We start from the raw sequence: 24,654 nt of genomic DNA, 5'->3' as shown, positions 1-24,654 counted from the left end.
GAAGTCGAAGTCCGTCTGGGACGCGGCGGGGAAGCCGACCTCGATCTCCTTGTAGCCCATGCGCACCAGCAGCTCGAACATCTTGCGCTTGCGGGCGGGCGACATCGGGTCGATCAGCGCCTGGTTGCCGTCGCGCAGGTCCACCGCGCACCACTGCGGCGCACTGGTGATCACGTGGTCCGGCCAGGTGCGGTCGGGCAGCGTGACGGGCTCGACGAGCTCGCCGAAGGGACGGTAGCGGTGGATCGGCATGGCCGAGCCGCGCTGGGTGTTCCACGCGGGCTGCTCGACCGGCGCGGGGCGGGACGGAATGCGGATCTTGCTGCTGGCGGCGCGCTGCGTGTCCGGGATGGTCATGATGTGTGGTTCTCCTGGCCGGGTTCGGGTGTCGACGACCGGCAGGCTTCGACCCGCGGCGGGGAGCCGGTCTGGTCAGGCCCCGTCGCGGCACCGAAGAAGGAGAACTCGCGCCACGGGCGACAGCGTAGCGACCGCGTCCAGATTCGGAAAACGCGGTTCCACATAGTGGGCCGAACGGCGTAGCGCGTTGGTCACTCGAACGTGTTTCGTCAAGAGGCGATTTGGGCACTCATTTCCCATGACTACACGTAGATGGGCCGTCAGCTCCGGTCGAGGTACTGCCGCGCGAATCATCACTGGCATCGGCGCGGTGTTCGCACTGATCGAGGTCGTCTACATCTTGATGCTCCTCTTCGGCGCGAACCCGGCGAACGCGTTCTTCCAGTTCATCAAGTCGATGGCGGTGCCACTGGCACTGTTCTTCCCCGGGCTGTTCAACTTTGCCAACAACAATCTCGACGTGATCGTGAACTTCGGTCTCGCGGCCGTGTTCTGGATCGTCGTCACCGGATTGATCGCCCGGCTGGTCTCCCGATAACCGTTATCTACCGGCCGGTAGTCAGCGAGATGCGAACGTGTCAGACTTCCCACCATGGCCGCGCGAGCTGAACGTCCCGAGGACGTCGAGCAAGCACCGGAGGGGCAGGCGAAACGCCGCAGTCCCGCCGAGGTGCGCGCGGCCGTGGTGGGTTTTCTGGCCGGTCTGGTCCGCTGGGCCGGTCTGCTCTTCGCGATCATCCTGGCCGTCCACGTCGTGCTGGTCGTGGGCAACGCGAATCCCGCCAACGGCATCACCAGGTTCTTCGCCGACGCGGCCGAGCCGCTCGCGCTCGCTTTCCGGAGCCTGTTCACTCCAGAGAACGCCGAGCTGCGGGTGCTGATCAACTACGGCCTCGCCGCGCTCTTCTGGCTGGTCGCCTCCGCCGTGCTCGCCCGGCTCATCCGGCGGCTCGGCTGAATTCGTCACGCTGGATAGAACGTGTTCTAGTATGTTCGGGGTGGACACCATCCCGGCCGCCCTCGCCGATGCGGCACGCCGGTTCGGCGACGCCGAGGCGGTGGCCGACGGGCCCGTCCGGCTGTCCTGGCGGGAGCTGAACGACCACGCCCGCTCTTTCGCCGGCGCGCTCTCCGCGGCGGGCGTCACGCCGGGGGACCGCGTCGCGATCTGGTCGCCGAACACGTGGCACTGGGTCATCGCCGCGCTCGGCGCCTCGTGCGCGGGCGCCACGCTCGTGCCGGTCAACACGCGGTTCACCGCCACCGAGGCGGCCGACCTGCTCACCCGCACGCACGCGACCGCGCTCGTGGTGGCAGGCGAGTTCCTCGGCCGCGACCGGCTCGCCGAGCTGCGTGCCGGCGGCCACCCGGAGCCCGCCACGGTCGTGCACGTACCGGTCACGGGCGACGCGGCGCCGCCCGGCGCGATCGCGTGGCGTGAGCTGGATTTGGCGGTGGACGTCGCGGTGGACCTCGACGTGCGCGTGCGCCCGGACGACGTGAGCGACATCCTGTTCACCTCGGGCACCACCGGGCGCAGCAAGGGCGCGATGAGCGCGCACCGCCAGGCGCTCGACGTCGCCCGCGCGTGGGCGGAGCTCGGCGAGGTCACCGCCGCGGACCGGTACCTGGTGGTCAACCCGTTCTTCCACAGCTTCGGCTACAAGGCCGGCATCCTCGTGTGCGTGCTGACCGGCGCGACGATCGTGCCGCAGGCGGTCTTCGACGTCACCGAGGCGATGCGGCTGGTCGCCGCCGAGCGGGTCACCGTCCTACCCGGACCGCCGACCGTCTACCAGACGATGCTCGACCACCCGGCCCGCGACACGTTCGACCTGACGAGCCTGCGCCTCGCCGTGACCGGGGCGGCGACCGTCCCGGTTGTGCTGATCGAGCGCATGCAGAACGAGCTCGAGCTCGACGCCGTGCTCACCGCGTACGGGCTGACCGAGGCGGTCGTCGCGACCATGTGCCGGCCCGACGACGACGCGGCCACGGTCGCGCACACGTGCGGGCGGCCGACCGCCGGCTTCGAGCTGCGCGTCGAACCGCCGGCCGGCGAGATCCTGCTGCGCGGGCCCAACGTGATGCTCGGCTACCTCGACGACCCGGCGGCCACCGCGGCGGCGATCGACGCCGGCGGCTGGCTGCACACCGGCGACGTCGGCGAGGTCGACGAGCGGGGTTACCTGACGATCACCGACCGCCTCAAGGACATGTACATCTGCGGCGGGTTCAACGTGTACCCGGCCGAGGTGGAGCAGGCGCTCGCCCGGCTGCCCGGGGTCGCCGAGTCCGCGGTCGTCGGCGTGCCGGACGAGCGGCTCGGCGAGGTCGGCAAGGCGTTCGTCGTGCTGCGCGCCGGCGCCGCGCTGTCGGCCGAGGACGTCCTGGCGCACTGCAAGCGCGTGCTCGCCAACTACAAGGTGCCGCGGCTGGTCGAGTTCCCGGCCGAGCTGCCGCGCAACCCGTCGGGCAAGGTGCTCAAGCGGCTCCTGCGCTGAGTGTCCACTCCGGTCACTTCAGCCAGCGGCGGCCCTTCTTCTTCGCTAGCTTGCGCCACGCGCCTGCGAACTCCGCCTCGGCCGCCTCGCCGCGGACCCGCTCCTGCTCGTGCAGCAACCCGAAGGTGAACCCGTTCTCGCCGGCGAGGTGCGCCTGGCCGGCCAGCTCGCGCACCAGTGGCCGGACGACCACGCTGTCGTGCTGGTCGCCGAGCACCTTGGTGACGCGGCGGGCGTGCTTGCGGGTCTTGTCGGCCTGCTTGCCGACCGCCGGCACGGCGACCTCGGCGGCGTAGCGCACCCGCTTGGCGGCCTTGCGCACGTCGTGGAGCCGCTCGTCGCTCCCGTCCAGCGCGGCCGCCTTGCGGGCGGTCCGGCGGTAGGCGCGCCGCACGTGCCCGGGCAGCTCCTTGCTCGCCTTCCGGCCGGCCCGGCCGCTCAGCGGCGGGCTGGTCACGAGGCGCTCCAGCTGGTCGAGCAGCGCCGAGTACCGCTTCGTGCGCAAGGTCCGCACCACCGCGCGCTGCGCGTCGGCCCGGGCCGGCGAGAAGTGCCTGGTGAGCCGCGCGTGGACGGGGCCGAGCACGAGCTCCTCGGGCAGCCGCGCGACCGCTTCGGTGAGGTCCTCCTCCATCACCTCGAGGTCCCGGTACAACCCGAGCCGGTCGCCGAGCCACTTCAGCTCCGCGCGGATCCGGTCGACCCGCTCGGGCTCGAACAGGCGGCGGTAGGCCCGCAGCGCGGCACGCAGCCGCCGGGTCGCCACCCGCATCCGGTGCACGGCGTCCGGGGTGTCGCGGCGGGCGAGCAGGTCGTAGCGCAGCAGGTCCTCCACCTGGCCGGCGAGGTACGCGACGAGGTGGTCGCCCGCACTGTGCCCGCGCGACCCGCGCCCGGCCGTGGGACCCAGGACCCGGGCCAGCTTCGAGCCGTACTCGGCGCGGCGCAGCCCCGCGTCGCGCAGCGCCCGCTCCGCCCGGTCCAGCAGCGCCTCGTCGGCCTCCTCGGCCAGCTCGACCTCGACCTCCCGCCAGTGGTCCTTTGTGGACGAGTTGAGGTTCTCGGCGTGCACGTCGTCGTCGGTCAGCTCGGCGAGCTCGGTCCCGGCCTCGTCGACGAGCTGCCAGCTCGCGCGGTGGGTCACGATGCGGGCGACCGGCACGAGCGGCACCCCTCGCGTGTAGCCGACGAGGAGCGCGGTCAGCTCGTCGGGCGGGGTGTTGGCGTCGCCGAGCGGGAAGTGCAGCTCCTCGCGGGTGTCGGTGCCCTTGGGGATCTTGAGGTGCCAGCCGGCGTCCTTGCCGCCGGTGCGTTTGCGCAACGTGATGCCGGCGCGGATGAGGCGCAGGTTCAACGTGTCGTAGTAGAACGCCTCGAGCTTGTCGTCCCGCGGCCCGACGGTGGTCGCCAGCTCGGCGAGCGACGGCAGCTTCGCGTCGGGCGGCAGCTCGTACTTGCGTTCCCGTTCCGTGTGCGTGCGCATGGTTATCGCCTACCCCTGGCCGTGCACTACAAACAGCGGCGGGGCCGGCAACGCCGACCCCGCCGTACTGCGTGTCGGTTACGCGTGAACCATCACGACATTACCCACTTTGAGCACGTTGAAGAACTTCACCGCCGCCGCGTGCGAGAGGTGGACGCAGCCGTGCGAGGGCACGGACAGGCTCCCCTCGTGGAACGCGATCCCACTGCTGGTGAAGAACACCGAGTACGGCATCGGGGCGTTGTAGGCATGACTCCAGTGGTCGATGTCCTTCCATTGCACCTTGTACATGCCGATCGGCGTCCGGTACCCCGGCCTGCCCGTCGTGATGCGCACCGGTCCGTAGGTCTTCCTGCCGTTGTGCATCAACCAGGCCTGCTGGGTGCTCAGGTCGATGCACGCGGCCGTCGTCCGCCCACATGGCGGTGGCGACGCGTCGGCCGCGGCCGGAGCCACGACCATCGTTACCGCGGTCAAGGCCGCCGCACCGACGGCCGTTCCCACGATCTTCCGCAGCTTTCCCATGGTGGTCCTCCCATCCGCCCGCGTACCGCGAGCTCGTGTTCGGCGCTGCGGTTCCGGGTTACCACGTATAGGAGCGCTTCAATCACACTCTGTCAAGTTGGCCGTCCGCCCGGTCAGCTCGCTCGGAGGCCCTCGAAGATCAGCGCGAGGTAGTGGTCCGCGAGCTCGTCCGCCGACAGTGGACCGTCCGCCCGGAACCAGCGCACCGCGACCCACACCGAGTCGCGCAGAAACCGGTACGTCACCACGGGATCCTGGTCCTTGCGGAAGTCGCCGGCGGAGATCCCGTCCCGCAGCACGGCGATCCAGGTCCGCCGAACCTCCTCTTCGGACTTCGTGAGGTAGCCGAAGCGGGGCAGCGTGCGGAGGTAGTTGCGCTCGTTCTGCAGCACGGTGACGGCCGCGCGGTGTTCGGAGAGTGACCGGAACGAGGCGCGGACGAGCTCACGCAGCGTCGCCGCCGGATCGTCGCCGGCCTTCACGATCGTGCCGTAGGTGTCGAGCAGCTCCTCGAGGTAGCTGGAGAGCAGCTCGTCGAGGATCGTCTCCTTCGAGTCGAAGTGGTGGTAGAGACTGCCGGACAGCACGCCGGCCGCGTCCCCGATGTGGCGGACCGTGGTGGCCCGGTACCCCTGTTCGGCGAACAGCTCGGCGGCGATCTGCACCAGCGCGTCACGCCGCTGCGAGGGTTTGCCGCGTGCTGGCATGTTCTCTCGTCTCTCCCGACCCAAGCGCTAGCTTGGTAGCCTACACCCGTGCCCGACGCCTTCCTGGTCGACGCCGTACGCACGCCGGTGGGCCGGCGTGGGGGTGGGCTCGCGGCCGTCCACCCCGCCGACCTGGGGGCGCACGTGTTGCGGGCACTGTTCGACCGGGTGCCCGTCGACCCGGCGGTGGTGGACGACGTGATCTTCGGCTGCGTGGACACGGTCGGGCCGCAGGCCGGTGACGTGGCGCGGACGTGCTGGCTCGCGGCCGGCCTGCCGGCGGAGGTGCCGGGCGTGACCGTGGACCGGCAGTGCGGGTCCTCGCAGCAGGCGGTGCACTTCGCGGCGCAGGCGGTCATGTCGGGGACGGCCGACGTCGTGGTGGCGGGCGGCGTGCAGCAGATGTCGGCGATCCCGATCTCCGCGGCGATGCTGGCGGGGCGGCAGTACGGCTTCCCGGACCCGTTCACGACGTCGGCGGGCTGGCTCGCGCGGTACGGGGACCAGGAGATCTCGCAGTTCCGTGGCGCGGAGATGATCGCGGCGAAGTGGGGGATCTCCCGGGCGGAGATGGAGGAGTTCGCCCTGCGGAGCCATTCCCGGGCGATCGCCGCGCGCGACGCCGGCTGGTTCGCGGCGGAGATCGCGCCGCTCGCCGGGGTCGCGGCCGACGAGTGTCCCCGGAACACGAGCCTGGCGAAGATGGCCGCGCTGGCGCCGCTCGTGCCGGACGGCCGGCTGACCGCGGCACTGGCGAGCCAGATCTGCGACGGCGCGGCCGCGTTGCTGGTGGTCTCCGAGCGGGCGTCGCGCACGCACGGGCTGACCCCCCGGGCACGCGTGCACCACCTGAGCGCGCGCGGTGGCGACCCTGTGATCATGCTCGACGCACCGATCGCGGCGACCGCGCACGCGCTCGACCGGGCCGGGCTGTCCATCGCGGACATCGACCTGGTGGAGATCAACGAGGCGTTCGCGAGCGTCGTGCTGGCCTGGCTGCGGGAGACCGGCGCCGACCCGGAGCGGGTGAACGTGACCGGCGGGGCGATCGCGCTCGGCCACCCGCTCGGGGCGACCGGCGCCCGGCTGATGACCACGCTGCTCGGCAACCTCGAGCGAACCGGCGGCCGCTACGGACTGCAGACCATGTGCGAGGGCGGCGGTCAGGCCAACATCACCATCGTGGAGCGGGTATGAGCAGCCGTGTCGTTCTGGTCACCGGTGGCGCGCGCGGCGTCGGGCTCGGCATCGTGCGCGGGTTCGCCGCGGTGGGGGACACGGTGGTGACCTGCGGCCGCTCCGCCGACCCGGGCCTGGATGTCCGGTACCACCGCGCCGACCTGCGCGAGTGGTCCCAAGTGGACGGACTGGTCGCGGCGGTCGTCGCGGAGTACGGACGGATCGACGTGGTCGTCAACAACGCCGGTGGCGCGCCGCCCGTGGCCTCGGCCACCGCCTCGCCGCGGCTGCACGAGAAGGTCATCGCGCTGAACCTCGTCGCGCCGCTGCACGTCTCGCAGCGGGCGAACGCCGTGATGCAGGAGCAGGAGTCGGGCGGGGTGATCGTGATGATCGGCAGCGTGTCCGGCACCCGCCCGTCGCCCGGCACCGCCGCGTACGGCGCGGCGAAGGCGGGGTTGGCGAACCTCGCGTCGAGCCTTGCCGTCGAGTGGGCGCCGAACGTGCGGGTGAACACGGTCGTCGTCGGCCCGGTGGACACGGAGTTGTCCCACCTGCACTACGGCGACGCGGCGGGCGTGGCCGCGGTCGGCGCCACGATCCCGGCCGGCCGGATGGCCACGCCCGCGGACGTGGCGCAGGCGTGCCTGTACCTGGCCTCGCCGGCGGCGTCGTACGTCACGGGCAGCACGCTGACCGTCCACGGCGGCGGCGAGCGGCCGGCGTTTCTGGGCGCGTCGAACGCGGTGCCGCCGCGATGATCTGCCGCGGCCGCGTGGTGGCGGTGACCGGAGCCGGCCGGGGCATCGGCCGCGCGCACGCGCTGGAGTTCGCGCGCCAGGGCGCGTCGGTCGTGGTGAACGACCTCGAGCTCGCCGCCGCGGTGGCCGCCGAGATCGGCGACTCCGCGGTCGCGCACACCGCCGATGTGTCCACATGGGAGGGAGCGGCGTCGCTGGTGGAGGCGGCTGTCTCCGCCTTCGGCCGGCTGGACGTGCTGGTGAACAACGCGGGCATCGTGCGGGACCGGATGCTGGTGTCCACCTCCGAGGCGGAGTGGGACGACGTGGTGCGGGTGCACCTGAAGGGCCACTTCCTGACCACGCGCCACGCCGCGGCGCACTGGCGTACCCGCTCGAAGGCCGGCGAGCGGGTCGACGCCCGCGTGATCAACACGAGCTCGGGCGCGGGCCTGTGGGGCAGCCTGGGCCAGTCGAACTACTCGGCGGCGAAGGCCGGCATCCTCGGCCTGACCCTGGTCGCGTCGGCCGAGCTCGCCCGCTACGGCGTGACGGTGAACGCGATCGCCCCGGCCGCGCGCACCCGGATGACCGAGGAGCTGTTTCCCGGCCTGCCGGGTCCCGAGGACGTGGCGCCGCTCGTGGTGTGGCTGGCCAGCACGGAGTCCGCCGACGTGACGGGCCGCGTGTTCGAGGTGGAGGGCGATCGCGTGACGATCGTCCACGGCCACACGCGTGGTGCGTCCGTCCGCCGCGATCCGGCCGCGGTCGGCGACGCGGTCGCGCAGCTGCTGACCGGTGCGGCCGACCCCGTCCCGGTCTACGGGGCCTGACAGCCGCTGCGTGGCCTCATGCCGGGGCTAGAAAGCCGGCTTGCCCCACTCGCCACTGAAGGCGATCTCCGACAGCGGCTTGCGGCGCCGCGGCGCCAGCTCCTTGGCCCGGCGCTCGTCGTCGAGCAGGTCCGCCGGGCCGAGCACGCCCACCGCGATCACGGTCAGCGGCTCGACGTCCCCGGGCAGCGAGAACACCAGCTTCGCCGCCTCGGCGTCGAAACCCCCCATCTGGTGCGCGACCACGCCTTCGGCGACGGCCTGGAGCACGAGGTTCTGCGACGCCAGGCCCGTGCCGTACTCGGGCACCGGCAGCCGGCCCTTCTCGTTCGTCGTCACCATGCAGCACAGCATCAGCACCGCGGCCGACCACGCCCAGCCCTTGTTGCGCTTCGACAGCAGCCCGAAGATCCGCTCGTACGTGTCGTCGCCGCGGCGGCCGACCAGGTAGCGCGCCGGCTGCGTGTTCCCGCTGGACGGCGCCCACCGCGCGGCCTCGAGCATCGCCCGCAGCGAGTCCTCGTCGACCTCGCCCTTCGGGTCCAGGGCCCGCGGGCTCCAGCGGGCCGCGATCAGGGGGTGCACCGGGACGCTGGTCTGCGCCGGCTTCGAGTCGTCCATCAGATCGCGTAACCCCACGAGGTGATCGAGTATGCCCCGAACCACGAGCCGGCCACCGCCAGCGCGCACAGCGTCAGCACGGCCGTCGACGGCTTGCGTTTGGCCAGGGCCAGCGCGACCGGGATGAGCAGCGTGAACGCCGGCAGCATCAGCCGCGCCTTGGAGTTCATCAGGCCGTTCGCCAGCAGGTCCATCGCGAGCACCGCCCCCGCGTACAACATCAGCGGCCACTCGACCTTGCGCACGATGCCGATCACGAGCAGCGCGAGCGCCACGACGATCAGCCCGACCGTCGTCACCTCGAGCACCGACCGGGCGTCGGCCAGTGCCTCGAGGCTGAACTTGACCGTGGCCGCGCCGCCGTCGAACCCGGTTCCCCAGCCGCGCTCCTGCAGCTTGAACCAGCCGTCCCACTCGCCGGTCTGCGCGCCGACCCACGCGAGGTAGCCGAGCAGCCCGGCCGGCGCGATCACCCCGCCGACCCACGGCCGCCAGCCGTCGCGGCGCTTGACGATCGCCACGATCGCCGCCAGCCCGACGACGAGCACCAGCGCCGCACCGGTCGACCGGACCAGCCCGGCCGCCGCGCAGCACACGCCCGCGAGAATCCACCGCTTCTCCAGCACCCCGACCAGCGACCACGCCGCGAGCGCGCAGAACATCGCCTCGGAGTAGGCCATCGACAGCACGATCGACATCGGCGTCGCGGCGAACAGCGCCACCAGGATCAGGCCGGTGCGCCGCGAGCCGCCGCGCACGTGCGTGCCGAGCCTGACCAGCGCGTACGAGCAGACCACCCCGCACACGATCGTCACCACGAACGACGCCGCGACCAGGCCGATCCCGCCCTCGCCGTCGATCCCCGCGAGCCAGCGCACGACGAACGGGTAGCCGGGGAAGAACGCGAGCGGCGTTTCCGCGCTGCGCTGCCCGAACGCGTCGACCAGTCCGTCCGGCACGCCCTGGTAGCCGCTCTCGGCGATGCCGAGGAACCACTGGCCGTCCCAGGAACGCAGCGCCTCGGTCACCGACCGGTCGGTCACCGCGGCCATCCACGTCAGCACGAGCAGGCCGAACTCGCGGATGCCGAGGAAGATCAACGCGGGCGCGAGCAGCGAGCCGAGCCGCCGTACCGTCCACTTCCGGGGCGGGGCCGGTTCGGTCGCCTCCTCGACCGCCGGCTCCTCTTCGGAGTCGGCGCGGGTCACCTCCGTAGCGGACACCCCGATCCCTTCCCGCTCATCCTGCTCGGCCGGTCGTTACAGCCTAGGACGCGCATCCGTGCACGTGGCGGCGGCCACACGGGCGGCCGAAAGAACTCGCCCACTCCGTTAGGCTCGGCTTGGTCGGCTGAGGAGGTTTCGGACAAGTGGCGTTGGTGGTCCAGAAGTACGGCGGCTCGTCGCTGGAGAACGCGGACCGGATCAAGCGGGTGGCCGAGCGGATCGTGAAGACCCGCAAGGCCGGCAACGACGTGGTCGTGGTGTGCTCCGCGATGGGCGACACCACCGACGAGCTGCTCGACCTCGCGCAGCGGGTGAACCCGGTCCCGCCGGAGCGGGAGATGGACATGCTGCTCACCGCGGGCGAGCGCATCTCCAACGCACTGGTCGCGATGGCCATCAGCGCGCTCGGCGCGGAGGCGGTGTCGTTCACGGGCTCGCAGGCCGGCGTGATCACCGACTCGACCCACGGCAAGGCCCGCATCATCGACGTGACGCCCAGCCGCGTGCAGGCCTCGCTCGACGACGGCTACATCTGCCTCGTCGCGGGCTTCCAGGGCGTCAGCCAGGACACGAAGGACATCACGACGCTGGGCCGGGGCGGCTCGGACACCACCGCGGTCGCGCTCGCCGCGGCCCTGAACGCGGACGTGTGCGAGATCTACACGGACGTGGACGGCGTCTACACCGCCGACCCGAGGATCGTGTCGAACGCGCGGCGGCTCGACCGGGTGCCCTACGAGGAGATGCTCGAGATGGCGGCGGGCGGGGCGAAGGTCCTGATGCTGCGCTGCGTCGAGTACGCCCGGCGCTACGGCGTCCCGATCCATGTTCGCTCGTCGTACACCAACAAGCCGGGCACCATCGTGTCCGGTTCAGTGGAGGACATTCCCGTGGAACAGGCGATGATCACCGGCGTCGCGCACGACCGGTCCGAGGCCAAGGTGACCGTGACCGGCGTGCCGGACCAGGCCGGCGTCGCCGCCCGCATCTTCCGGGTGGTGGCCGACGCGGAGATCGACATCGACATGGTGCTGCAGAACGTGTCGAGCACGGTGTCCGGCCGCACGGACATCACGTTCACGCTGTCCAAGGACAACGGCCCGACGGCGGTGTCGGCGCTGGAGAAGATCCGCGACGAGCTCGGGTTCTCCTCGGTGCTCTACGACGACCACGTCGGCAAGGTGTCGCTGGTCGGCGCCGGCATGCGCTCGCACCCGGGCGTGACCGCGACGTTCTGCGAGGCGCTCGCGAAGGCCGGCGTGAACATCGAGATCATCAACACCTCGGAGATCCGGATCTCGGTCCTGATCCGCGACACGGAGCTGGACGAGGCCGTGCGCGCGATCCACGAGGCGTTCGACCTCGGCGGCGACGAGATCGCGACCGTGTACGCGGGGAGTGGTCGCTGATGGCGCCGACGCTCGCGCTGGTCGGCGCCACCGGGGCCGTCGGCTCGGTGATGATCGACATCCTCAACGCGCGGTCGTCCTGGCCGTGGGGCGAGGTGCGGCTGATCGCGTCGCCGCGGTCGGCCGGTAAGCAGCTTTCGGTGCGCGGCTCGTCGGTGACCGTCCGGGCGTTGGCGGCCGACGTGTTCGACGGGGTCGACGTCGCGATGTTCGACGTGCCGGACGAGGTCTCGGCGCAGTGGGGGCCGGTCGCGGCGTCGCGCGGTGCCGTCGTCGTGGACAACTCGGGCGCGTTCCGGATGGACGACGACGTGCCGCTGGTGGTGCCGGAGGTCAACCTCGCGCAGATCTCGGCGCGGCCGCGCGGGATCATCTCGAACCCGAACTGCACGACGCTGTCGATGATGGCCTCGCTCGGGGCGCTGCATCACCGGTTCGGCCTGCGTGAGCTGGTGGTGGCCTCCTACCAGGCGGTCTCCGGTGCCGGCGTGGCCGGCGTCGACCGCCTGCACGCGGAGATGGCGGCGGTGGCGGGCAAGGGCGTAGGCGCCCGGGCGGGCGACGTGCGCGAGGCGGTCGAGGCGGCCGGACTGTCCATTGCGGACTCCCCGTTCCCGGCGCCGCTGGCCTTGAACGTCGTGCCGTCGGCGGGCTCGCACAAGGGGGACGGCTGGTTCTCCGAGGAGCTCAAGGTGCGGAACGAGTCGCGGAAGATCCTCGGCATCCCGGACCTCCGCGTGTCCGCGACGTGCGTCCGGGTCCCGGTGGTGACGACCCACTCCCTGGCCGTCCACGCGACCTTTGCTTCGCCGGTGACGGTGGCCGAGGCCCACGCGATCTTCGCGGAGTCGCCGTCCGTGGTCCTGATGGACGACCCGGCGGCAGGCGTGTTCCCGACCCCGGCCGACGTGGTGGGCAACGACCCGACCTACGTGGGCCGCATCCGCCAGGCGCTGGACTTCCCGAACACCCTGGACTTCTTCGTCTGCGGCGACAACCTCCGCAAGGGCGCGGCCCTGAACACCTACGAGATCGCGGAGGCCCTGGCCGCCGAGTTCTGATCACGCGCGGCGCGGGTCGGACGCCGCGGCTCGAGTACATGTGCCTGACCTGTGGACAGTGTGGATGGCGCCTGTGGATAACTCCCGCTACGGCACCGGGACGGTCAGGGGCGCGGCCCGGCGCTGGCGGACGATGAGCATGGCCGCCACGCCCGCCACCAGGACGCCGCCCAGACCGGCCACCGCGAAGCCCCACGCCGCCGACGAGTGGTCCACGACGAAGCCGACCGCCGGCGCGCCGAACGCCGCCCCGAGGGTGAACGCCGACGACTGCATGCCCGTAGCCTCGCCGCGGGCGGACGGCGGCGCCAGGTGCGCCACCTCCTCGCCCGTGGCGGCGATCGTCGGCGCGCACAGGGCCGCCGCCGGGATCAGGGCCAGCGCCAGCAGCCACCACTGGCCGGACAGCACGCCGACCGGCACGGTCAGCAGGCCCAGCCACGCCATCAGCGTCACCTGACCCGGCGAGCGCCGCAGTGCCCCGTACACGATGCCGCCGATCGCGGACACCGCCGACCACACCGCCACCACGATGCCGGTGTACGCCAGCTGGTCCGACGCTCGCAGCTCCGCCACGATCGCCACCTCCGTGCCGGCGAGGATGAACACCGCGCCCGCCGCGATGACCAGCACCGCGACCATCCGCGGGCCCAGCCACACCCGCCGCGGCACCCGCTCCCCAGTGTCCGCCGCGCGCTCCTCCTCGCTGCGCACCGCCGGGTTGACGATCAGCAGCACCACGCCGACCGTCACGATGGCCACCGCCATCGCGTACATCGCCGTCCGCGTCGAGAACTGCGTCGCGATCAGCACGGCCGCGGCCGGGCCGACCATGAACGACAGCTCCGTGGATACCGAGTCCATCGAGTACGCCGTGCGCCGCAGGTCAGGCGGTACCAGCGCGGCGATCGCCTGCCTGCCGATCGCCATCGCCGGCAGCTGCAGCAGGCCGCCCACGAAGCCCGCGACCAGCAGCGGAACGTACGACAGCTGCGAGCCGAGCCCCCAGAACAGCGCCTCGCCGGCCGTCGTGAGCACGAGGACCAGGCGTAAGCCGAACCGGTCGATCAGCCGGCCCATCAGCGCCGCGCCGATCGCCATGCCGATCGTGACCGACGCGCCGGCCGTCCCGGCCGCGCCGTAGCCGTGCCCCAGACCGACCGCGACCTGCAGCGTCAGCACCATGCCGCCGGCGCCCGCGGGCACGCGCGCCACGAAGATGAGCACCATCAACGTGCGCACCCCGGGCAACGCGAGTGTTCGGCGGTAGAGCTGCATGGGACGATATGACCTCTCGTGTACCTACTGCGACAATCAAATTTACGAGCAGCCACCGACAATCACAGGAACGCTTTCTTGACTCGTTCCAGTAAAGGTGATGGTGTAGGGGGCAACATGAACAATCGGACACCGCGCAGGGCGGGGCCCGCCGAGCGTCTACGCGCGGTGGGCCTGCGAGTCACCGCGCCCCGCGTAGCCACGCTCGACTGGCTGGCCGTGCATCCGCACGCGACGGCGGACCAGGTCGCCGACGGCGTGCGCGAGCGCCTCGGCTCGGTGTCCACGCAGGCCATCTACGACGTGCTGCACGCCTGCACGCAGACCGGCCTACTGCGGCGGATCGAGCCCGCGGGCCACCCCGCGCGATTCGAGACCCGCACCGCCGACAACCACCATCACCTCGTCTGCCGGGTCTGCGGCCGTACCGAGGACGTCGACTGCGTCGTCGGCGTCGCGCCGTGTCTCGACCCCTCCGACGCCTCGGGGTTCGCGGTCGACGAGGCCGAGGTCGTTTTCTGGGGATACTGCCCCGACTGTGCCGGCCGGCGAGCGGCCGAGCGAGTCGAGACCTGACCGGTAGCCGTCAAGCGGGCACAGACGAGCCGAGCAATCCGCCGCGGTCGAGGCCGCGGTCGAGGATCCGCGACCGGTCCTGGCCGAGCATTCTCGCGCCGGTCAGCGGGCAGCTGACCTCGTTGCTCGCGACCGTGCCGACCTCGTTCACGAGCCCGCGGCCTTCTGCGTGCTGTCGGTGCGTTTACGCGGTCGGGCGGAAGATGTCGACGACATTCGCACGGGAGCGCAGCGCGAGGCCCGTGCGCAGAGCGCCGGCCGCTTCCGAGACGGCTTCCCGGAACCGCGTACCGAGGCTGATGAAACTCGCGAAGCCGTGGATCAGATCGTCGTGCTGGCGCTTCACCACCGGCACGCCTGCCTCCCGCAGCCGGTCGGCGAACGCGTTGCCCTCGTCTCGCAGCGGATCGAAGCCGGCGGTCGCGAGGTAGGTCGGCGGCACGCCGCGCAGGTCTTCGGCGAGCAGCACCGCGACCCGCGGGTCGGTCCGGCTCTCCACGTCGGGGCAGTAGTGGTCGATGAACCAGGTCATGTCGTAGTCGGTGAGGAAGAAGCCGTCGGCGAACAGGTCGCGGGAGCGGCGGCGCACCGACGGGTCGGTGGCCGGGTAGAACAGGAGCTGGAAGACCGGTCGCGGGCCGCCCTTGCGGACCGTGTCGAGGCAGACGACCGCGGCCAGGTTGCCGCCCGCGCTGTCGCCGCCGACCGCGACGGCCGCCGGGTCGGCGCCGAGCGTCTCGGCGTTCTCGACGACGTACCGGTAGGCGGCGTACGCGTCGTCGGCCGCGACCGGGAACGGGTACTCGGGGGCCAGCCGGTAGCCGACGGAGAGCACGCGCAGGTTGGCGTGGTGCGAAAGGTAGCGGCAGAGGCCGTCGTGGGTGTCGAGGCTGCCGATGACCCAGCCGCCGCCGTGGTAGTAGACGAGCAGCGGGGAGCCGGCCGCCAGGTTCGCCGGCTCGTACAGCCGCGCGGGCATCGTGCCGTCGGTCGCCGGCAGGTTGAGGTTGCGGGTGCGCACGCCGGGCACGATCGGACCGCCGAGCACCGTGCGGCCGGCCTCGAGCGTCGCGCGGGCGGCGGCCGGGGTCGCGCCGTTGAGGTTGATGTCGGCGAGCGCGATCATGCGCAGCATCAGCTGTGCGTCGAGGGAGAGCTCGAGGCCGTCGCGGCGGATCGGGGGACCGGCGAGGAGGCGGCGAGCGGGCTGCGGCAGCGCGAAGGCAGCGTGGAGTGCGGCACCCTGAACGGACGGCGGAATCCTGTTCAGCAGTGTTGACATGCTCGGCCTCCCACGTTGCCGACGGCAAGGCTATACAGCGCCGACGCGGTTCGTCTGCACCTCGAGCCCGGGCGTCGCCACCGTGTCACCGGATGGGGAATGATCGGTGATGTGACGGTCAACGTGGTGGGCATCGGAGGGTCACTGCGCGCCGACTCGCAGTCAGAGCGGGCGTTGCGGATCGCCCTCGACGGTGCCGCACAGGCCGGCGCGAAGACGACGCTGGTGTCCGGGGCCGATCTGGTGTTGCCGTTCTACGACCCGGCCGTGCCCGAGCGGTCGCCGGAAGCCCAGCGGCTGGTGGACGAGCTGCGCGCGGCGGACGGGGTCGTGCTGGTGTCGCCCGGCTACCACGGCACGGTGTCCGGCCTGGTCAAGAACGCCTTGGACTACGTCGAGGACATGCGCGAAGACGAGCCGCCATACCTCGACGGCCGCGCGGTCGGCTGCGTCGCGGCGGCGCGTGGCTGGCAGGCCGCGGTCACCACCCTCACCTCGCTGCGCTCGATAGTGCACGCGCTGCGCGGCTGGCCGACACCGCTGGGCGCCGCCATCAACTCCGCGGAGGTCGTCTTCGGGGCGGACGGCGAGTGCACGGACGTGAAGGTGACGGCCACCCTTCGCACTATCGGGTTACAAGTCGTGGAGTTCGCCACAACTCGCGTGTGACGGGCATGGGTGTGGGTACGCCGTCCGTTGTCGTGAGCGGACGGAGGTTGTCATGAGCAAGTCACCTATCACGAGTCCTCTGGGCGACGCCGACCGCGAGGCGACCGGCGCGATCCTCCAGGCGACGCTGGTCGACCTGGTCGACTTGTCGCTCATCGCGAAGCAGGCGCACTGGAACGTGGTCGGCCCGAACTTCCGCAGCGCGCACCTCCAGCTCGACGAGCTGGTGACCGCGGCGCGGAACTACGTGGACGACGTGGCGGAACGCGCGAACGCGATCGGCATCTCGCCGAACGGGAAGGCGAAGACCGTCGTGGAGAGCTCCGGGATCCCCGAGTACCCGGACAACTGGCAGTCGGTGGAGCACACGGTCGCCGCGATCGTGTCCATCCTCGGCGAGCTGATCAAGCGCCTGCGCAAGCGCATCGACGAGACGGACAAGTCGGACCTGGTCACGCAGGACCTGCTGATCGAGATCGCCCAGGAGCTGGAGAAGCAGCACTGGATGTGGCAGGCCCAGACCGCCAAGGCATGAGACCCCGGGACTTCGCGACCCGACAGCGAATCCCGGCACCACAGAACCCGCGAGTCCACTGCCCGGGACTCGCGGGTTCTTACTTGTCCACAACCGGCCGACTTGTCCACAGAACGGCCGTGACCTCCCTGTTTGTCGGTGCCCCCGGTAAACTGACGGTCACGAGGGGTGCCCCCGGAGAGGGCGGGGGCTACGTTTCTGGCGTTCTGCACGCGCGCGTGCGCGCGGGAGGTCCGGCGGCCGGCTGTCGCAGTCGTGGCCCTCGACGACCAGCCCTTAGTGCAGGTCCAGGGCGCGGCGGGCGAAGTGGACTTCGATCGCCATCTGTTTGATCGTCTCCGCCACCACCAGCGATCCGTGGCCGGCGTCGTAGCGGTAGACCTCGTACGACGCGTGCCGCACCGCCAGGCGGTCCAGGTAGTTGTCGATCTGGCGGATCGGGCAGCGAGGGTCGTTCTCGCCCGCCACGACGAGCACCGGGGCGCGCACCTGGTCCACGTACGTGATCGGCGAGCACTCGACGTACCGGTCGTGCACCTCGTCCGGCGAGCCGCCGAACAGCGCGCGGTCGAACGCGCGCAGCGGCTCCATCTCGTCCGCGTACGCCGCCAGGTAGTCGGCCACCGGCACGCCCGCGATGCCCGCCGCCCACAGCGACGGCTGCGTGCCCAGCGCCAGCAGCGCCAGGTACCCACCCCACGACGCGCCGTTGACCAGGCACTTCGCCGGGTCCGAGAGGCCCTTGTCGACCGCCCACGCGTGCACCGCCGCCACGTCCTCGAGTTCCGTCAGCCCCGGCCGGCCCTCTATCGCGTCGCGCCATGCCGAGCCGTAGCCCGTCGAGCCGCGGTAGTTGACGTGCACCACCGCGAAACCGGCGTCCAGCCACACCGCCCGGTACGCCGAGAACCGGTCCTCGTCCGCCGAGTGCGGGCCGCCGTGCAGCGTGAAGATCGTCGGCAGCGGGCCGTCCGGCGCGTGTGCCGGGCGCGCGTACAGCGCGTGCACCTGGCCGAAGTCGGCGACCGGCACGTAGACGTCCATCAGCTCGACCGACGGCGGCGCCTTGTGCCCCGGCGGCTCGAGCAGCACGCGCTCGGTCCCGTCCGGGTACTGCGCCCGCACGACCGGCGGCTGCGCCGCGTTCGACCACGCGTACTCGACCGTGCCGTCCGGCCGCACCGCGGCGGCGCCGATCGTCCCGTTTGGAGTGTCTAATGTAGTCAGTGTGCCGGTGGCGATGTCGTAGCGGTGCAGGGTGTTGCGCGCCTCGTGAGTGTGCATGACGACGATCGCGGAGCCGTCGGGGTACCAGTCGGCGGTCACCTCGCCCGGCAGGTCGAGCGAGATCTCCGTCTCGGTGTCGGCCGCGACGTCCCAGATCAGCAGCTCCTCGCGGCCGTGCCGCTCGTGCAGGACGAGCAGCCGCTGGTCGCCGTCGACCGGGCTGAAACCGACGGCGTCGAGGCCTTTGCCCTTGCCGTCCCACTTCTCGGCGACCGTGCTGCCGTCGGCGACCGAGAGCACGCGCAGCGCCGGATGCCGGTTGTCGCCGTGCTCGGAGTGCTCGATCGTGAGCAACGTCTCGTCGCGGGAGAGCGCGGCCACGCCGCCGTCGTGCTCGTCGTGGTAGACGACCTTCGCCTCGCCGCCGGCGCGGGACACGAAGACCGACGTGCCGTCGTCGTTGGAGACGCCGACCGCGTTGACCGAGCGGCCGATCTCGATGCCGGCCGGATAGCCGGGGACGCTGCCGGGCACGGCCGGCCTGGGCTCGTCGGTGGTGGGCCGCCCGGCGAACGGCTCGTGGACCCAGCTGCCGAACTCGTCGCCGTCGGAGTCGGCGAACCACCAGATGTGTTCGCCGTCGGGACCGATCGCGGCGTAGGACGTGCCGTTCGGCCGGTCGGTGACCTGCCGGTGCGTGCCGGTCGCCCGGTCCCAGGCGTAGACCTCCCAGACCCCGCTCGAGTTCGACAGGTAGAGGTTGCGATCGGGTGCGTCGTGCGCCCACCGCGGCAGCGAGACGCGCGCGGCGGTGAACCGGTCGCGCCAGCGCGCCTCGGCATCGGCGTCGGCGAAAAGTGCGTCGGGGACCTCGGCCATGGGGTGGTTGCTCACGCCTCGATCCTGCCTCATCGAGCGTGCTGTGTCGCCGATCGGCCGAACCCGTGGCGGGCAGGTAGAACTGTGCCCATGAACGATGTCGTCGATGTTCACCGGCCCGTGTCCGGCGATGTGATCGACCTGATCCTGGACGATCACCGGCTCTTCGAGGAACTGCTCCGCAATCTCCGCGACGCGAGCTCCGACCGCGAGTCCGTGCGCGACGCGCTCGCGGCCGTGCTGGTCGCGCATGCCGAGGCAGAGGAGAAGTACGTGTACCCGAAGCTGCGCAAACGCTCGGCGGTGGGCACGCACGAGGCCGAGCACGGCGAGGAGGAGCACGCGGAGGGCCACGAGGCGCTGCTGAAGGTGCTGGAACTGAAGGGCACCAACACGAAGGCCTTCGACGACGCGGTGGAGGAACTGTCGGGCACGATCAACCACCACCTGGCGGAAGAGGAACTGACGATCCTGAACCCGGCGAGAGAAGAACTGGGCGAACGAGCCCGAAAAGACCTGGGCGAGGCATTTCTGGAGGAACGAAACCGCCAGATAGACAGCGACTGCGGCGCCCTCGCCAACGTCAGAAAGCTGGTGGCAAGAAGCCGCAAGGAAGGCAAACTGGACGAAGACAAATGACCGTGCCCGACCCTCACAGAATTAGCCAAGGCATTCAACGACCGTATAAGACATGGCCGACCCGACGGGCCTGACATGGCCGAACTACCGGCCCGGGCTCTTGAAAACAGAAACCAAAGACGAACCGGCGCTGGTAACGACGTAACGTCACCAGCGCCGGGTCAGAAAAAGCTCGCACCGTGGGGGTCTGGGGGGTCGCCCCCCAGAAACCGATGACGACCAATTAAGGCCCGCGCTCTCCGCGGGCACAAGCAACCCAAATTGGTCGGGGTGACAGGATTTGAACCTGCGACTTCTTCGTCCCGAACGAAGCGCGCTACCAAGCTGCGCCACACCCCGGTGGTACGCGGCAGAGTCTAGCTGACGTCCGCCCCTGCCCCGAACCGTGCCCCATGTTTGGCGTTCTCTGGGGTGTTCGTGCCGGTCGGGCGGGGGACGAGGGTCAGCAGGCTCGCCTCGGGTGGGCAGGCGAAGCGCACCGGCGCGTACGGGGACGTGCCGAGGCCCGCGGAGACGTGCAGCCACATGTGCGCGCCCCACCGGGACGCACCACGCGCCCGTGAACGGTCCAGCTCGCAGTTGGTGACGATCGCGCCGTAGCCGGGTACGCGGAGCTGGCCGCCGTGGGTGTGGCCCGCCATGACGAGGTCGTAGCCGTCGGCCGCGAAGGCGTCCAGGACGCGCGGCTCGGGCGAGTGGGTGATGCCCAGGCGCAGCGTGGCGGACCGGTCCGGGCGGCCGGCGATGTCGGAGTACCGGTCGCGGTGCAGGTGCGGGTCGTCGACGCCGGCTACCGCGATCGTCTGGCCCTCGACGGTCAGCAGGCGGCGGACGTGCGTGAGGTCGTGCCAGCCGCGTTCGACGAGGGCGGCGCGCAGGTCGCGCCAGGGCAGCGGGATGCCGTGGACCCGGCGCTTCGATTTGATCAGGTACCGGACGGGGTTCTTGGGCCGCGGCGCGTAGTAGTCGTTGCTGCCGAACACGAACACGCCGGGCAGGTCGAGCAGCGGGCCGAGGCCGCGCAGCACGGCCGGCACCGCGCCCTTGTGCGCGAGGTTGTCACCGGTGTTGACGATCAGGTCCGGCTTGAGGTCGGCGAGCTCGGACACCCAGCGCTGCTTCGACTTCTGGCCGGGCAGCATGTGGAGGTCGGAGATGTGCAGCACGCGCAGCGGCCGCGCGCCCTCCGCCAGGACCGGCAAGGTCGCCTGCCGCAGCTTCCAGTGCGTGCGCTCGAAGCCGGCCGCGTACGCCACGGTCGCGGTCCCCAGCGCGGTGGCGCCGAGTGCCGCGCGTCCGATGTTTCGTGCCAGAGAAACCACACCCCGAGCGTAGATGCGTGCTCCGGGTGACCGGCACCGGCCAGTAGGGTTCCCCGCATGGCAGAGCTCAAGGCACGGTTGCAGGGCGATCTCGCGGCGGCCATCAAGGCTCGCGAGTCGACCCGGATGGCCGCGCTGCGCATGGCGCTGGCCGCGCTCACGACCGAGGAGGTCGCCGGGGACGTGGCCCGCGAGCTGTCCGACGCCGAGGTCCAGAAGGTCCTCACGCGCGAGGTGAAGAAGCGCAGGGAGGCCGCCGAGGCCTTCGCCGGCGCGGGCCGGGCCGAGCGCGCGCAGGCCGAGCAGGACGAGGCCGCCGTGCTGACCGAGTACCTGCCGAAGCAGCTCACCGACGACGAGCTCGAGACGATCGTCACCGAGGCCGTCGCCGACGTCACCGCGCAGCTCGGCGAGGCACCGGGTCAGCGGCAGATGGGCCAGGTCATGAAGGCCGCCAACGCCAAGATCGCGGGACGCGCCGAGGGCGGCCGGGTGGCCGCCTCGGTTCGCGCCAAGCTTCAGGGCTGACGGCTACCTGGGGCCGGGTTCGCCGCCCCCGCCGCCGGGGCCGGGACCACCGCCCCCACCACCGCCGCCTCCGCTGGGCGGCCGGCCGCCACCGCTGGGCGGCGGCTTCGGCTTGGACGACGGCGTCTCCGACGTCTGCGGCGGCGGCAGGTAGCCGGTGCTGATCCCGATCGTGATCAGCTCGCCGGCCAGCGCACTGCCGCGCGGCGACTGGCTTACCACGGTGCCCTTCGCGGACGAGGAGTTGATCTCCTCCACGGCGACCCGGTAGCCCGCCTGCTGCAGGCGGTCGCGCGCCTCCTGCTCGCTGTAGCCGACCACGTCCGGCACCTGGCTGCCCGGCCCGCCGTTGACGAACCGCGGGTCGGTCGGCGGCAGCCCGCGGACCGGCTTGCCGGCCATGATCCCGGACATCGCGTCGAACCACGTCCGCGCAGGCGCCTTGCCGCCGAAGATGTTGCCGTTGTCGCCGCACAGGTACACCGCGCCGGGCCCGCTGTCGCAGATGCCCTCGGGGCTGTTGCCGTCGTTGAACACGAGCACCGCGCCGGCGAGTTGCGGGGTGGCGCCGACGAAGCCGGCCGACTTGCTCTCCTGGGTGGTGCCGGTCTTGCCGAGCATCGGCCGCGTCCACTTGTACTGGTCCGCCGCGCGGGCAGCGGTGCCCTCGGTGTCGTCCTTGGACATGCCGGTGACCAGCGTGTTCGCCAGACCCTTGGAAACCGCCTGCTCGCACGGCTGCTCGCTGTAGTTGACCTTCTTGCCGTTGCGGTCGAGGACCTCGGCGATCGGGGTCGGCGGGCACCACATGCCGCCGCTCATCAGGGTGGCGCCGACGTTGGCCAGCTCCAGCGTGGACAGCGGAGCCGGGCTCAGCGTGAACGACCCGTTGCCCGGGCTGTTGCCCTTCGGCCCGAAGAACTGCTTCTGGCTCATCTTGACCTCGGCCCGCTTGGCCTTCGGGTCCGGCTTCTGGCCGAGCAGGTTCGTGGCCATCGTCTCGCGCAGGCCGAGCCGGCTCGCCATGTCGACGACCTTGCCCATGCCGACCCGCTCCTCGAGGATCACGAAGCCGGTGTTCGGCGACGTGGCCAGCGCTTTCTGCAGCGGCATCTCCGGCGGGTAGTTCGATGACTCGCCGAAGTTCGTCAGGCAGTACCAGCGGGTGTCGGGCTCGCCGGTGGACGGGCAGCTCTCGCCGCCACCCTTGAACACCTTCGACACGTACGAGTGCGGCGTCTTGATCGTGGTGTTGATGCCGCCGCCCTTCTCCAGGAAGGCGGCCGCCGTGAAGATCTTGAAGATCGAGCCGGCGCCGAACTTGTTCATCACGCCGTACGGGTAGGCGAACTGGGTCTGGTTGGCCTCGACGTTCAGGCCGTAGTCGCGGTTGGAGACCAGCGCGGTGACCTCGTGGTGCTCCGTACCCGGCTTGATGATCGCCATCGAGTTGTTGATGCCGAGCGTGTTCTTCGGCACCTGCGCCTCGGCCGCGCGTTTCGCGATCCTCGTGGCCCGCGCATCGAACGTGGTCTTGATCGTGTAGCCGCCGGTGTAGAGCTGGTCCTCGGAGAAGCCGATCTTGCGCAGGTAGTCCTCGACGTACTGGCAGAAGAAGCCGTACTCGGGGCCGGCGCCGACGCAGTTCGAGGCGGGCTTGCGCGGCTTTGGCGCGGTGCCGAGCGGCTCCTTCTTCGCCTCCGCCGCGTTCTCCGGCGAGAGGCTCTTCGTCTCGACCATCTTGTCGATCACGAAGTTGCGCCGCTCCAGCGTCTCCTTCGGCCGGCGCCACGGGTTGTACAGGCTCGGGTTGTTGACCATGCCCGCGAGCAGGGCGGACTGCGCGACGGTCAGCTTGTCGGGCGTCGTGTTGAAGTACGAGCGGGCCGCGGCACCCACGCCGAACACGCGGTCGGTGAACTCGACCACGTTGAGGTACCCGGCGAGGATCTCCTCCTTGCTCATCGACTGCTCGAGCTGGATGGCGAGCCGGGCCTCGCGGAGCTTGCGGGTGACCGTCTGCTCCTGGGCACGCTCACGTTCGATCTTCTTGCCCGGATCGGCCTCGTCGGTGCCGATCTGGTCCCGGTAGACCACGTTGATCAGGTAGTTCTTCACGTACTGCTGGGTCAGCGTCGACGCGCCCTGCACGTCCTCGCCGGTCTGGTTGCTGATGAGCGCGCGGACCGTGCCCTTCCAGTCCACGCCGTGGTGCTCGTAGAAGCGGCGGTCCTCGACCGAGATCAGCGCGGCCTTCATCGTCGGCGAGATCTGGTCGGGCGTGACCGGCACCCGGTACTGGTCGTACAGGTACGCGATGGCCTTGCCCTTGGCGTCGGTGATCGTGGTGATGAGTGGCGGGTCGGTGGCCACCAGGTCCGCGGAAACGCTGTCGATGGTGTCGCTCGCCCGGTTGGACGCCACCCCCAGCGCTCCCACCACGGGAAACAGCATGCCGGCGACGAGCACGCCGGCGAGCAGGCACAGACCGAGCATCTTCAGCAGACCGTCTCCGACTCGCACGGCGACCAGGGTACGCGGCGGTGGGATCAAGCTCGCGTTACCCGACGGAGTTATTGACATTCCGTAACGGCTGTGAACCCCGCCATACAAGTGGGAACCGTCGGGCCCTAGAGTCCGTCAACGTCTCAACGACATCCACCGAACGGGATACGCGTTTCACACGTATTCCACATATCGGCACTCCGGCATCGAGGGGGTCCGGGGTGAAGGTCGCGACGACGGTAGGGGCGGGGGTTATGTACATGGAACAGGCGGACTGGCGGGTCAACGCGTCATGCCGCGATGAGGACCCGGACGGGCTGTTCGTCCGGGGCAAGGAGCAACGCAAGGCCAAGCTCGTGTGCATCGCGTGCCCGGTACGCACGGAATGTCTGGCTGAGGCGCTCGACAACCGGATCGAGTTCGGCGTGTGGGGCGGCATGACGGAGCGTGAGCGGCGCGCGTTGCTGCGCCGCCGGCCGGACGTGACGTCCTGGCTCGACGTGCTGCAGACGGCCCGGCGCAACCACGTCGATCTGGACGAGGACGTGCGGGTCGGTTGACCCGAG

General features: G+C 71.0%; 26 protein-coding genes and 1 tRNA gene. 14 read left to right on the top strand and 13 right to left on the bottom strand.

What is annotated here, in order from left to right; all coding sequences use genetic code 11:
* A partial coding sequence (locus VH969_RS11135; protein ID WP_527249156.1) for a hydroxymethylglutaryl-CoA lyase-like TIM-barrel protein occupies positions 1-357 on the bottom strand: 357 nt, incomplete at its 3' end.
* A 313-nt stretch (positions 358-670) separates the two neighbouring features.
* On the opposite strand from VH969_RS11135, the gene VH969_RS11130 reads away from it, so the two are divergent.
* Genes VH969_RS11130 through VH969_RS11120 form a run of 3 tightly spaced genes read left to right on the top strand, consistent with a single transcriptional unit; the run spans position 671 to position 2,864 of the window.
* Positions 671-898 (top strand): hypothetical protein, encoded by a 228-nt coding sequence (locus VH969_RS11130; RefSeq protein WP_414638471.1) that lies wholly within the window; start codon positions 671-673, stop codon positions 896-898.
* Positions 899-952: 54 nt separating this feature from the next.
* Entirely contained in the window at positions 953-1,318 is a 366-nt protein-coding gene (locus tag VH969_RS11125) for a hypothetical protein (RefSeq protein ID WP_331973608.1), read from the top strand.
* A gap of 31 nt (positions 1,319-1,349) precedes the next feature.
* The gene (locus VH969_RS11120; RefSeq protein WP_331973607.1) at positions 1,350-2,864 is read left to right on the top strand and encodes a FadD3 family acyl-CoA ligase; all 1,515 of its coding nucleotides are present in this window, start codon (positions 1,350-1,352) and stop codon (positions 2,862-2,864) included.
* Positions 2,865-2,877: 13 nt separating this feature from the next.
* On the opposite strand, the gene VH969_RS11115 is transcribed toward VH969_RS11120, so the two are convergent.
* The 3 genes from VH969_RS11115 to VH969_RS11105 form a co-directional block, all read right to left on the bottom strand.
* Complete coding sequence (locus VH969_RS11115; protein WP_331973606.1) at positions 2,878-4,347, bottom strand: CYTH and CHAD domain-containing protein; 1,470 nt, start codon at positions 4,345-4,347, stop codon at positions 2,878-2,880.
* Positions 4,348-4,425: 78 nt separating this feature from the next.
* On the bottom strand, positions 4,426-4,872 hold the full coding sequence (locus VH969_RS11110) for a L,D-transpeptidase (RefSeq protein WP_331973605.1): 447 nt from the start codon (positions 4,870-4,872) through the stop codon (positions 4,426-4,428).
* A 113-nt stretch (positions 4,873-4,985) separates the two neighbouring features.
* Positions 4,986-5,579, bottom strand: a complete 594-nt coding sequence (locus tag VH969_RS11105; protein ID WP_331973604.1) for a TetR/AcrR family transcriptional regulator — start codon at positions 5,577-5,579, stop codon at positions 4,986-4,988.
* Positions 5,580-5,627: 48 nt separating this feature from the next.
* Here VH969_RS11105 and VH969_RS11100 point away from each other — a divergent pair, with 48 nt between their 5' ends.
* The 3 genes from VH969_RS11100 to VH969_RS11090 are packed head-to-tail and all read left to right on the top strand — an operon-like array spanning position 5,628 to position 8,331.
* Positions 5,628-6,776 carry an acetyl-CoA C-acetyltransferase gene (locus VH969_RS11100; RefSeq protein ID WP_331973603.1) on the top strand — a complete coding sequence of 383 codons (1,149 nt, stop codon included), beginning with the start codon at positions 5,628-5,630 and terminating at the stop codon, positions 6,774-6,776.
* Complete coding sequence (locus tag VH969_RS11095; RefSeq protein WP_331973602.1) at positions 6,773-7,519, top strand: SDR family oxidoreductase; 747 nt, start codon at positions 6,773-6,775, stop codon at positions 7,517-7,519. Before VH969_RS11100 ends, VH969_RS11095 begins: the two co-directional genes overlap by 4 nt.
* Complete coding sequence (locus VH969_RS11090; protein WP_331973601.1) at positions 7,516-8,331, top strand: SDR family NAD(P)-dependent oxidoreductase; 816 nt, start codon at positions 7,516-7,518, stop codon at positions 8,329-8,331. The genes VH969_RS11095 and VH969_RS11090 overlap by 4 nt, the downstream gene beginning before the upstream one ends.
* A 27-nt stretch (positions 8,332-8,358) precedes the next feature.
* On the opposite strand, the gene VH969_RS11085 is transcribed toward VH969_RS11090, so the two are convergent.
* Entirely contained in the window at positions 8,359-8,970 is a 612-nt protein-coding gene (locus VH969_RS11085) for a nitroreductase family protein (RefSeq protein ID WP_331973600.1), read from the bottom strand.
* Positions 8,952-10,175, bottom strand: a complete 1,224-nt coding sequence (locus tag VH969_RS11080) for a mannosyltransferase family protein (RefSeq protein WP_331973599.1) — start codon at positions 10,173-10,175, stop codon at positions 8,952-8,954. Before VH969_RS11080 ends, VH969_RS11085 begins: the two co-directional genes overlap by 19 nt.
* A 146-nt stretch (positions 10,176-10,321) precedes the next feature.
* On the opposite strand from VH969_RS11080, the gene VH969_RS11075 reads away from it, so the two are divergent.
* Together VH969_RS11075 and VH969_RS11070 are read left to right on the top strand one after the other, a co-directional pair.
* Entirely contained in the window at positions 10,322-11,587 is a 1,266-nt protein-coding gene (locus VH969_RS11075) for an aspartate kinase (protein WP_331973598.1), read from the top strand.
* Complete coding sequence (locus VH969_RS11070; protein ID WP_331973597.1) at positions 11,587-12,648, top strand: aspartate-semialdehyde dehydrogenase; 1,062 nt, start codon at positions 11,587-11,589, stop codon at positions 12,646-12,648. The genes VH969_RS11075 and VH969_RS11070 overlap by 1 nt, the downstream gene beginning before the upstream one ends.
* 87 nt (positions 12,649-12,735) lie before the next feature.
* On the opposite strand, the gene VH969_RS11065 is transcribed toward VH969_RS11070, so the two are convergent.
* Complete coding sequence (locus VH969_RS11065; RefSeq protein ID WP_331973596.1) at positions 12,736-13,926, bottom strand: MFS transporter; 1,191 nt, start codon at positions 13,924-13,926, stop codon at positions 12,736-12,738.
* A gap of 117 nt (positions 13,927-14,043) precedes the next feature.
* Here VH969_RS11065 and VH969_RS11060 point away from each other — a divergent pair, with 117 nt between their 5' ends.
* Complete coding sequence (locus VH969_RS11060; protein WP_331973595.1) at positions 14,044-14,502, top strand: Fur family transcriptional regulator; 459 nt, start codon at positions 14,044-14,046, stop codon at positions 14,500-14,502.
* Positions 14,503-14,512: 10 nt separating this feature from the next.
* Here VH969_RS11060 and VH969_RS11055 read toward each other — a convergent pair whose 3' ends face one another.
* Complete coding sequence (locus VH969_RS11055) at positions 14,513-14,653, bottom strand: hypothetical protein (protein ID WP_331973594.1); 141 nt, start codon at positions 14,651-14,653, stop codon at positions 14,513-14,515.
* Positions 14,654-14,686: 33 nt separating this feature from the next.
* Complete coding sequence (locus VH969_RS11050; protein WP_331973593.1) at positions 14,687-15,784, bottom strand: alpha/beta hydrolase; 1,098 nt, start codon at positions 15,782-15,784, stop codon at positions 14,687-14,689.
* 99 nt (positions 15,785-15,883) lie between these two features.
* Here VH969_RS11050 and VH969_RS11045 point away from each other — a divergent pair, with 99 nt between their 5' ends.
* Together VH969_RS11045 and VH969_RS11040 are read left to right on the top strand one after the other, a co-directional pair.
* Positions 15,884-16,453 carry an NADPH-dependent FMN reductase gene (locus VH969_RS11045; protein ID WP_331973592.1) on the top strand — a complete coding sequence of 190 codons (570 nt, stop codon included), beginning with the start codon at positions 15,884-15,886 and terminating at the stop codon, positions 16,451-16,453.
* Between the two features lie 52 nt (positions 16,454-16,505).
* Positions 16,506-16,988, top strand: coding sequence for a Dps family protein (locus VH969_RS11040; RefSeq protein WP_331973591.1), 483 nt, complete (start codon positions 16,506-16,508; stop codon positions 16,986-16,988).
* Between the two features lie 276 nt (positions 16,989-17,264).
* On the opposite strand, the gene VH969_RS11035 is transcribed toward VH969_RS11040, so the two are convergent.
* Positions 17,265-19,094 (bottom strand): S9 family peptidase, encoded by a 1,830-nt coding sequence (locus VH969_RS11035; RefSeq protein WP_414638473.1) that lies wholly within the window; start codon positions 19,092-19,094, stop codon positions 17,265-17,267.
* A gap of 90 nt (positions 19,095-19,184) precedes the next feature.
* Between VH969_RS11035 and VH969_RS11030 the strand changes: the two genes are divergently transcribed.
* A complete protein-coding gene (locus VH969_RS11030; protein WP_331973589.1) occupies positions 19,185-19,733 on the top strand; it encodes a hemerythrin domain-containing protein in 549 nt (182 codons plus the stop codon).
* Positions 19,734-19,995: 262 nt separating this feature from the next.
* Here VH969_RS11030 and VH969_RS11025 read toward each other — a convergent pair.
* Positions 19,996-20,072: transfer RNA gene (locus tag VH969_RS11025), tRNA-Pro, on the bottom strand.
* Positions 20,073-20,089: 17 nt separating this feature from the next.
* The gene (locus VH969_RS11020; protein ID WP_414638472.1) at positions 20,090-21,034 is read right to left on the bottom strand and encodes a metallophosphoesterase; all 945 of its coding nucleotides are present in this window, start codon (positions 21,032-21,034) and stop codon (positions 20,090-20,092) included.
* Positions 21,035-21,112: 78 nt separating this feature from the next.
* Between VH969_RS11020 and VH969_RS11015 the strand changes: the two genes are divergently transcribed.
* Entirely contained in the window at positions 21,113-21,583 is a 471-nt protein-coding gene (locus VH969_RS11015; RefSeq protein ID WP_331973587.1) for a GatB/YqeY domain-containing protein, read from the top strand.
* A gap of 3 nt (positions 21,584-21,586) precedes the next feature.
* Here VH969_RS11015 and VH969_RS11010 read toward each other — a convergent pair whose 3' ends face one another.
* The gene (locus VH969_RS11010; RefSeq protein ID WP_331973586.1) at positions 21,587-24,106 is read right to left on the bottom strand and encodes a penicillin-binding protein; all 2,520 of its coding nucleotides are present in this window, start codon (positions 24,104-24,106) and stop codon (positions 21,587-21,589) included.
* Positions 24,107-24,342: 236 nt separating this feature from the next.
* Between VH969_RS11010 and VH969_RS11005 the strand changes: the two genes are divergently transcribed.
* Positions 24,343-24,648 carry a WhiB family transcriptional regulator gene (locus tag VH969_RS11005; RefSeq protein ID WP_331973585.1) on the top strand — a complete coding sequence of 102 codons (306 nt, stop codon included), beginning with the start codon at positions 24,343-24,345 and terminating at the stop codon, positions 24,646-24,648.
* Positions 24,649-24,654 lie beyond the last annotated feature (6 nt).

Source organism: Actinophytocola sp., from assembly GCF_036555685.1.
GTDB lineage: Bacteria > Actinomycetota > Actinomycetes > Mycobacteriales > Pseudonocardiaceae > Actinophytocola.
This window is presented reverse-complemented; position numbering and strand designations above follow the sequence as displayed.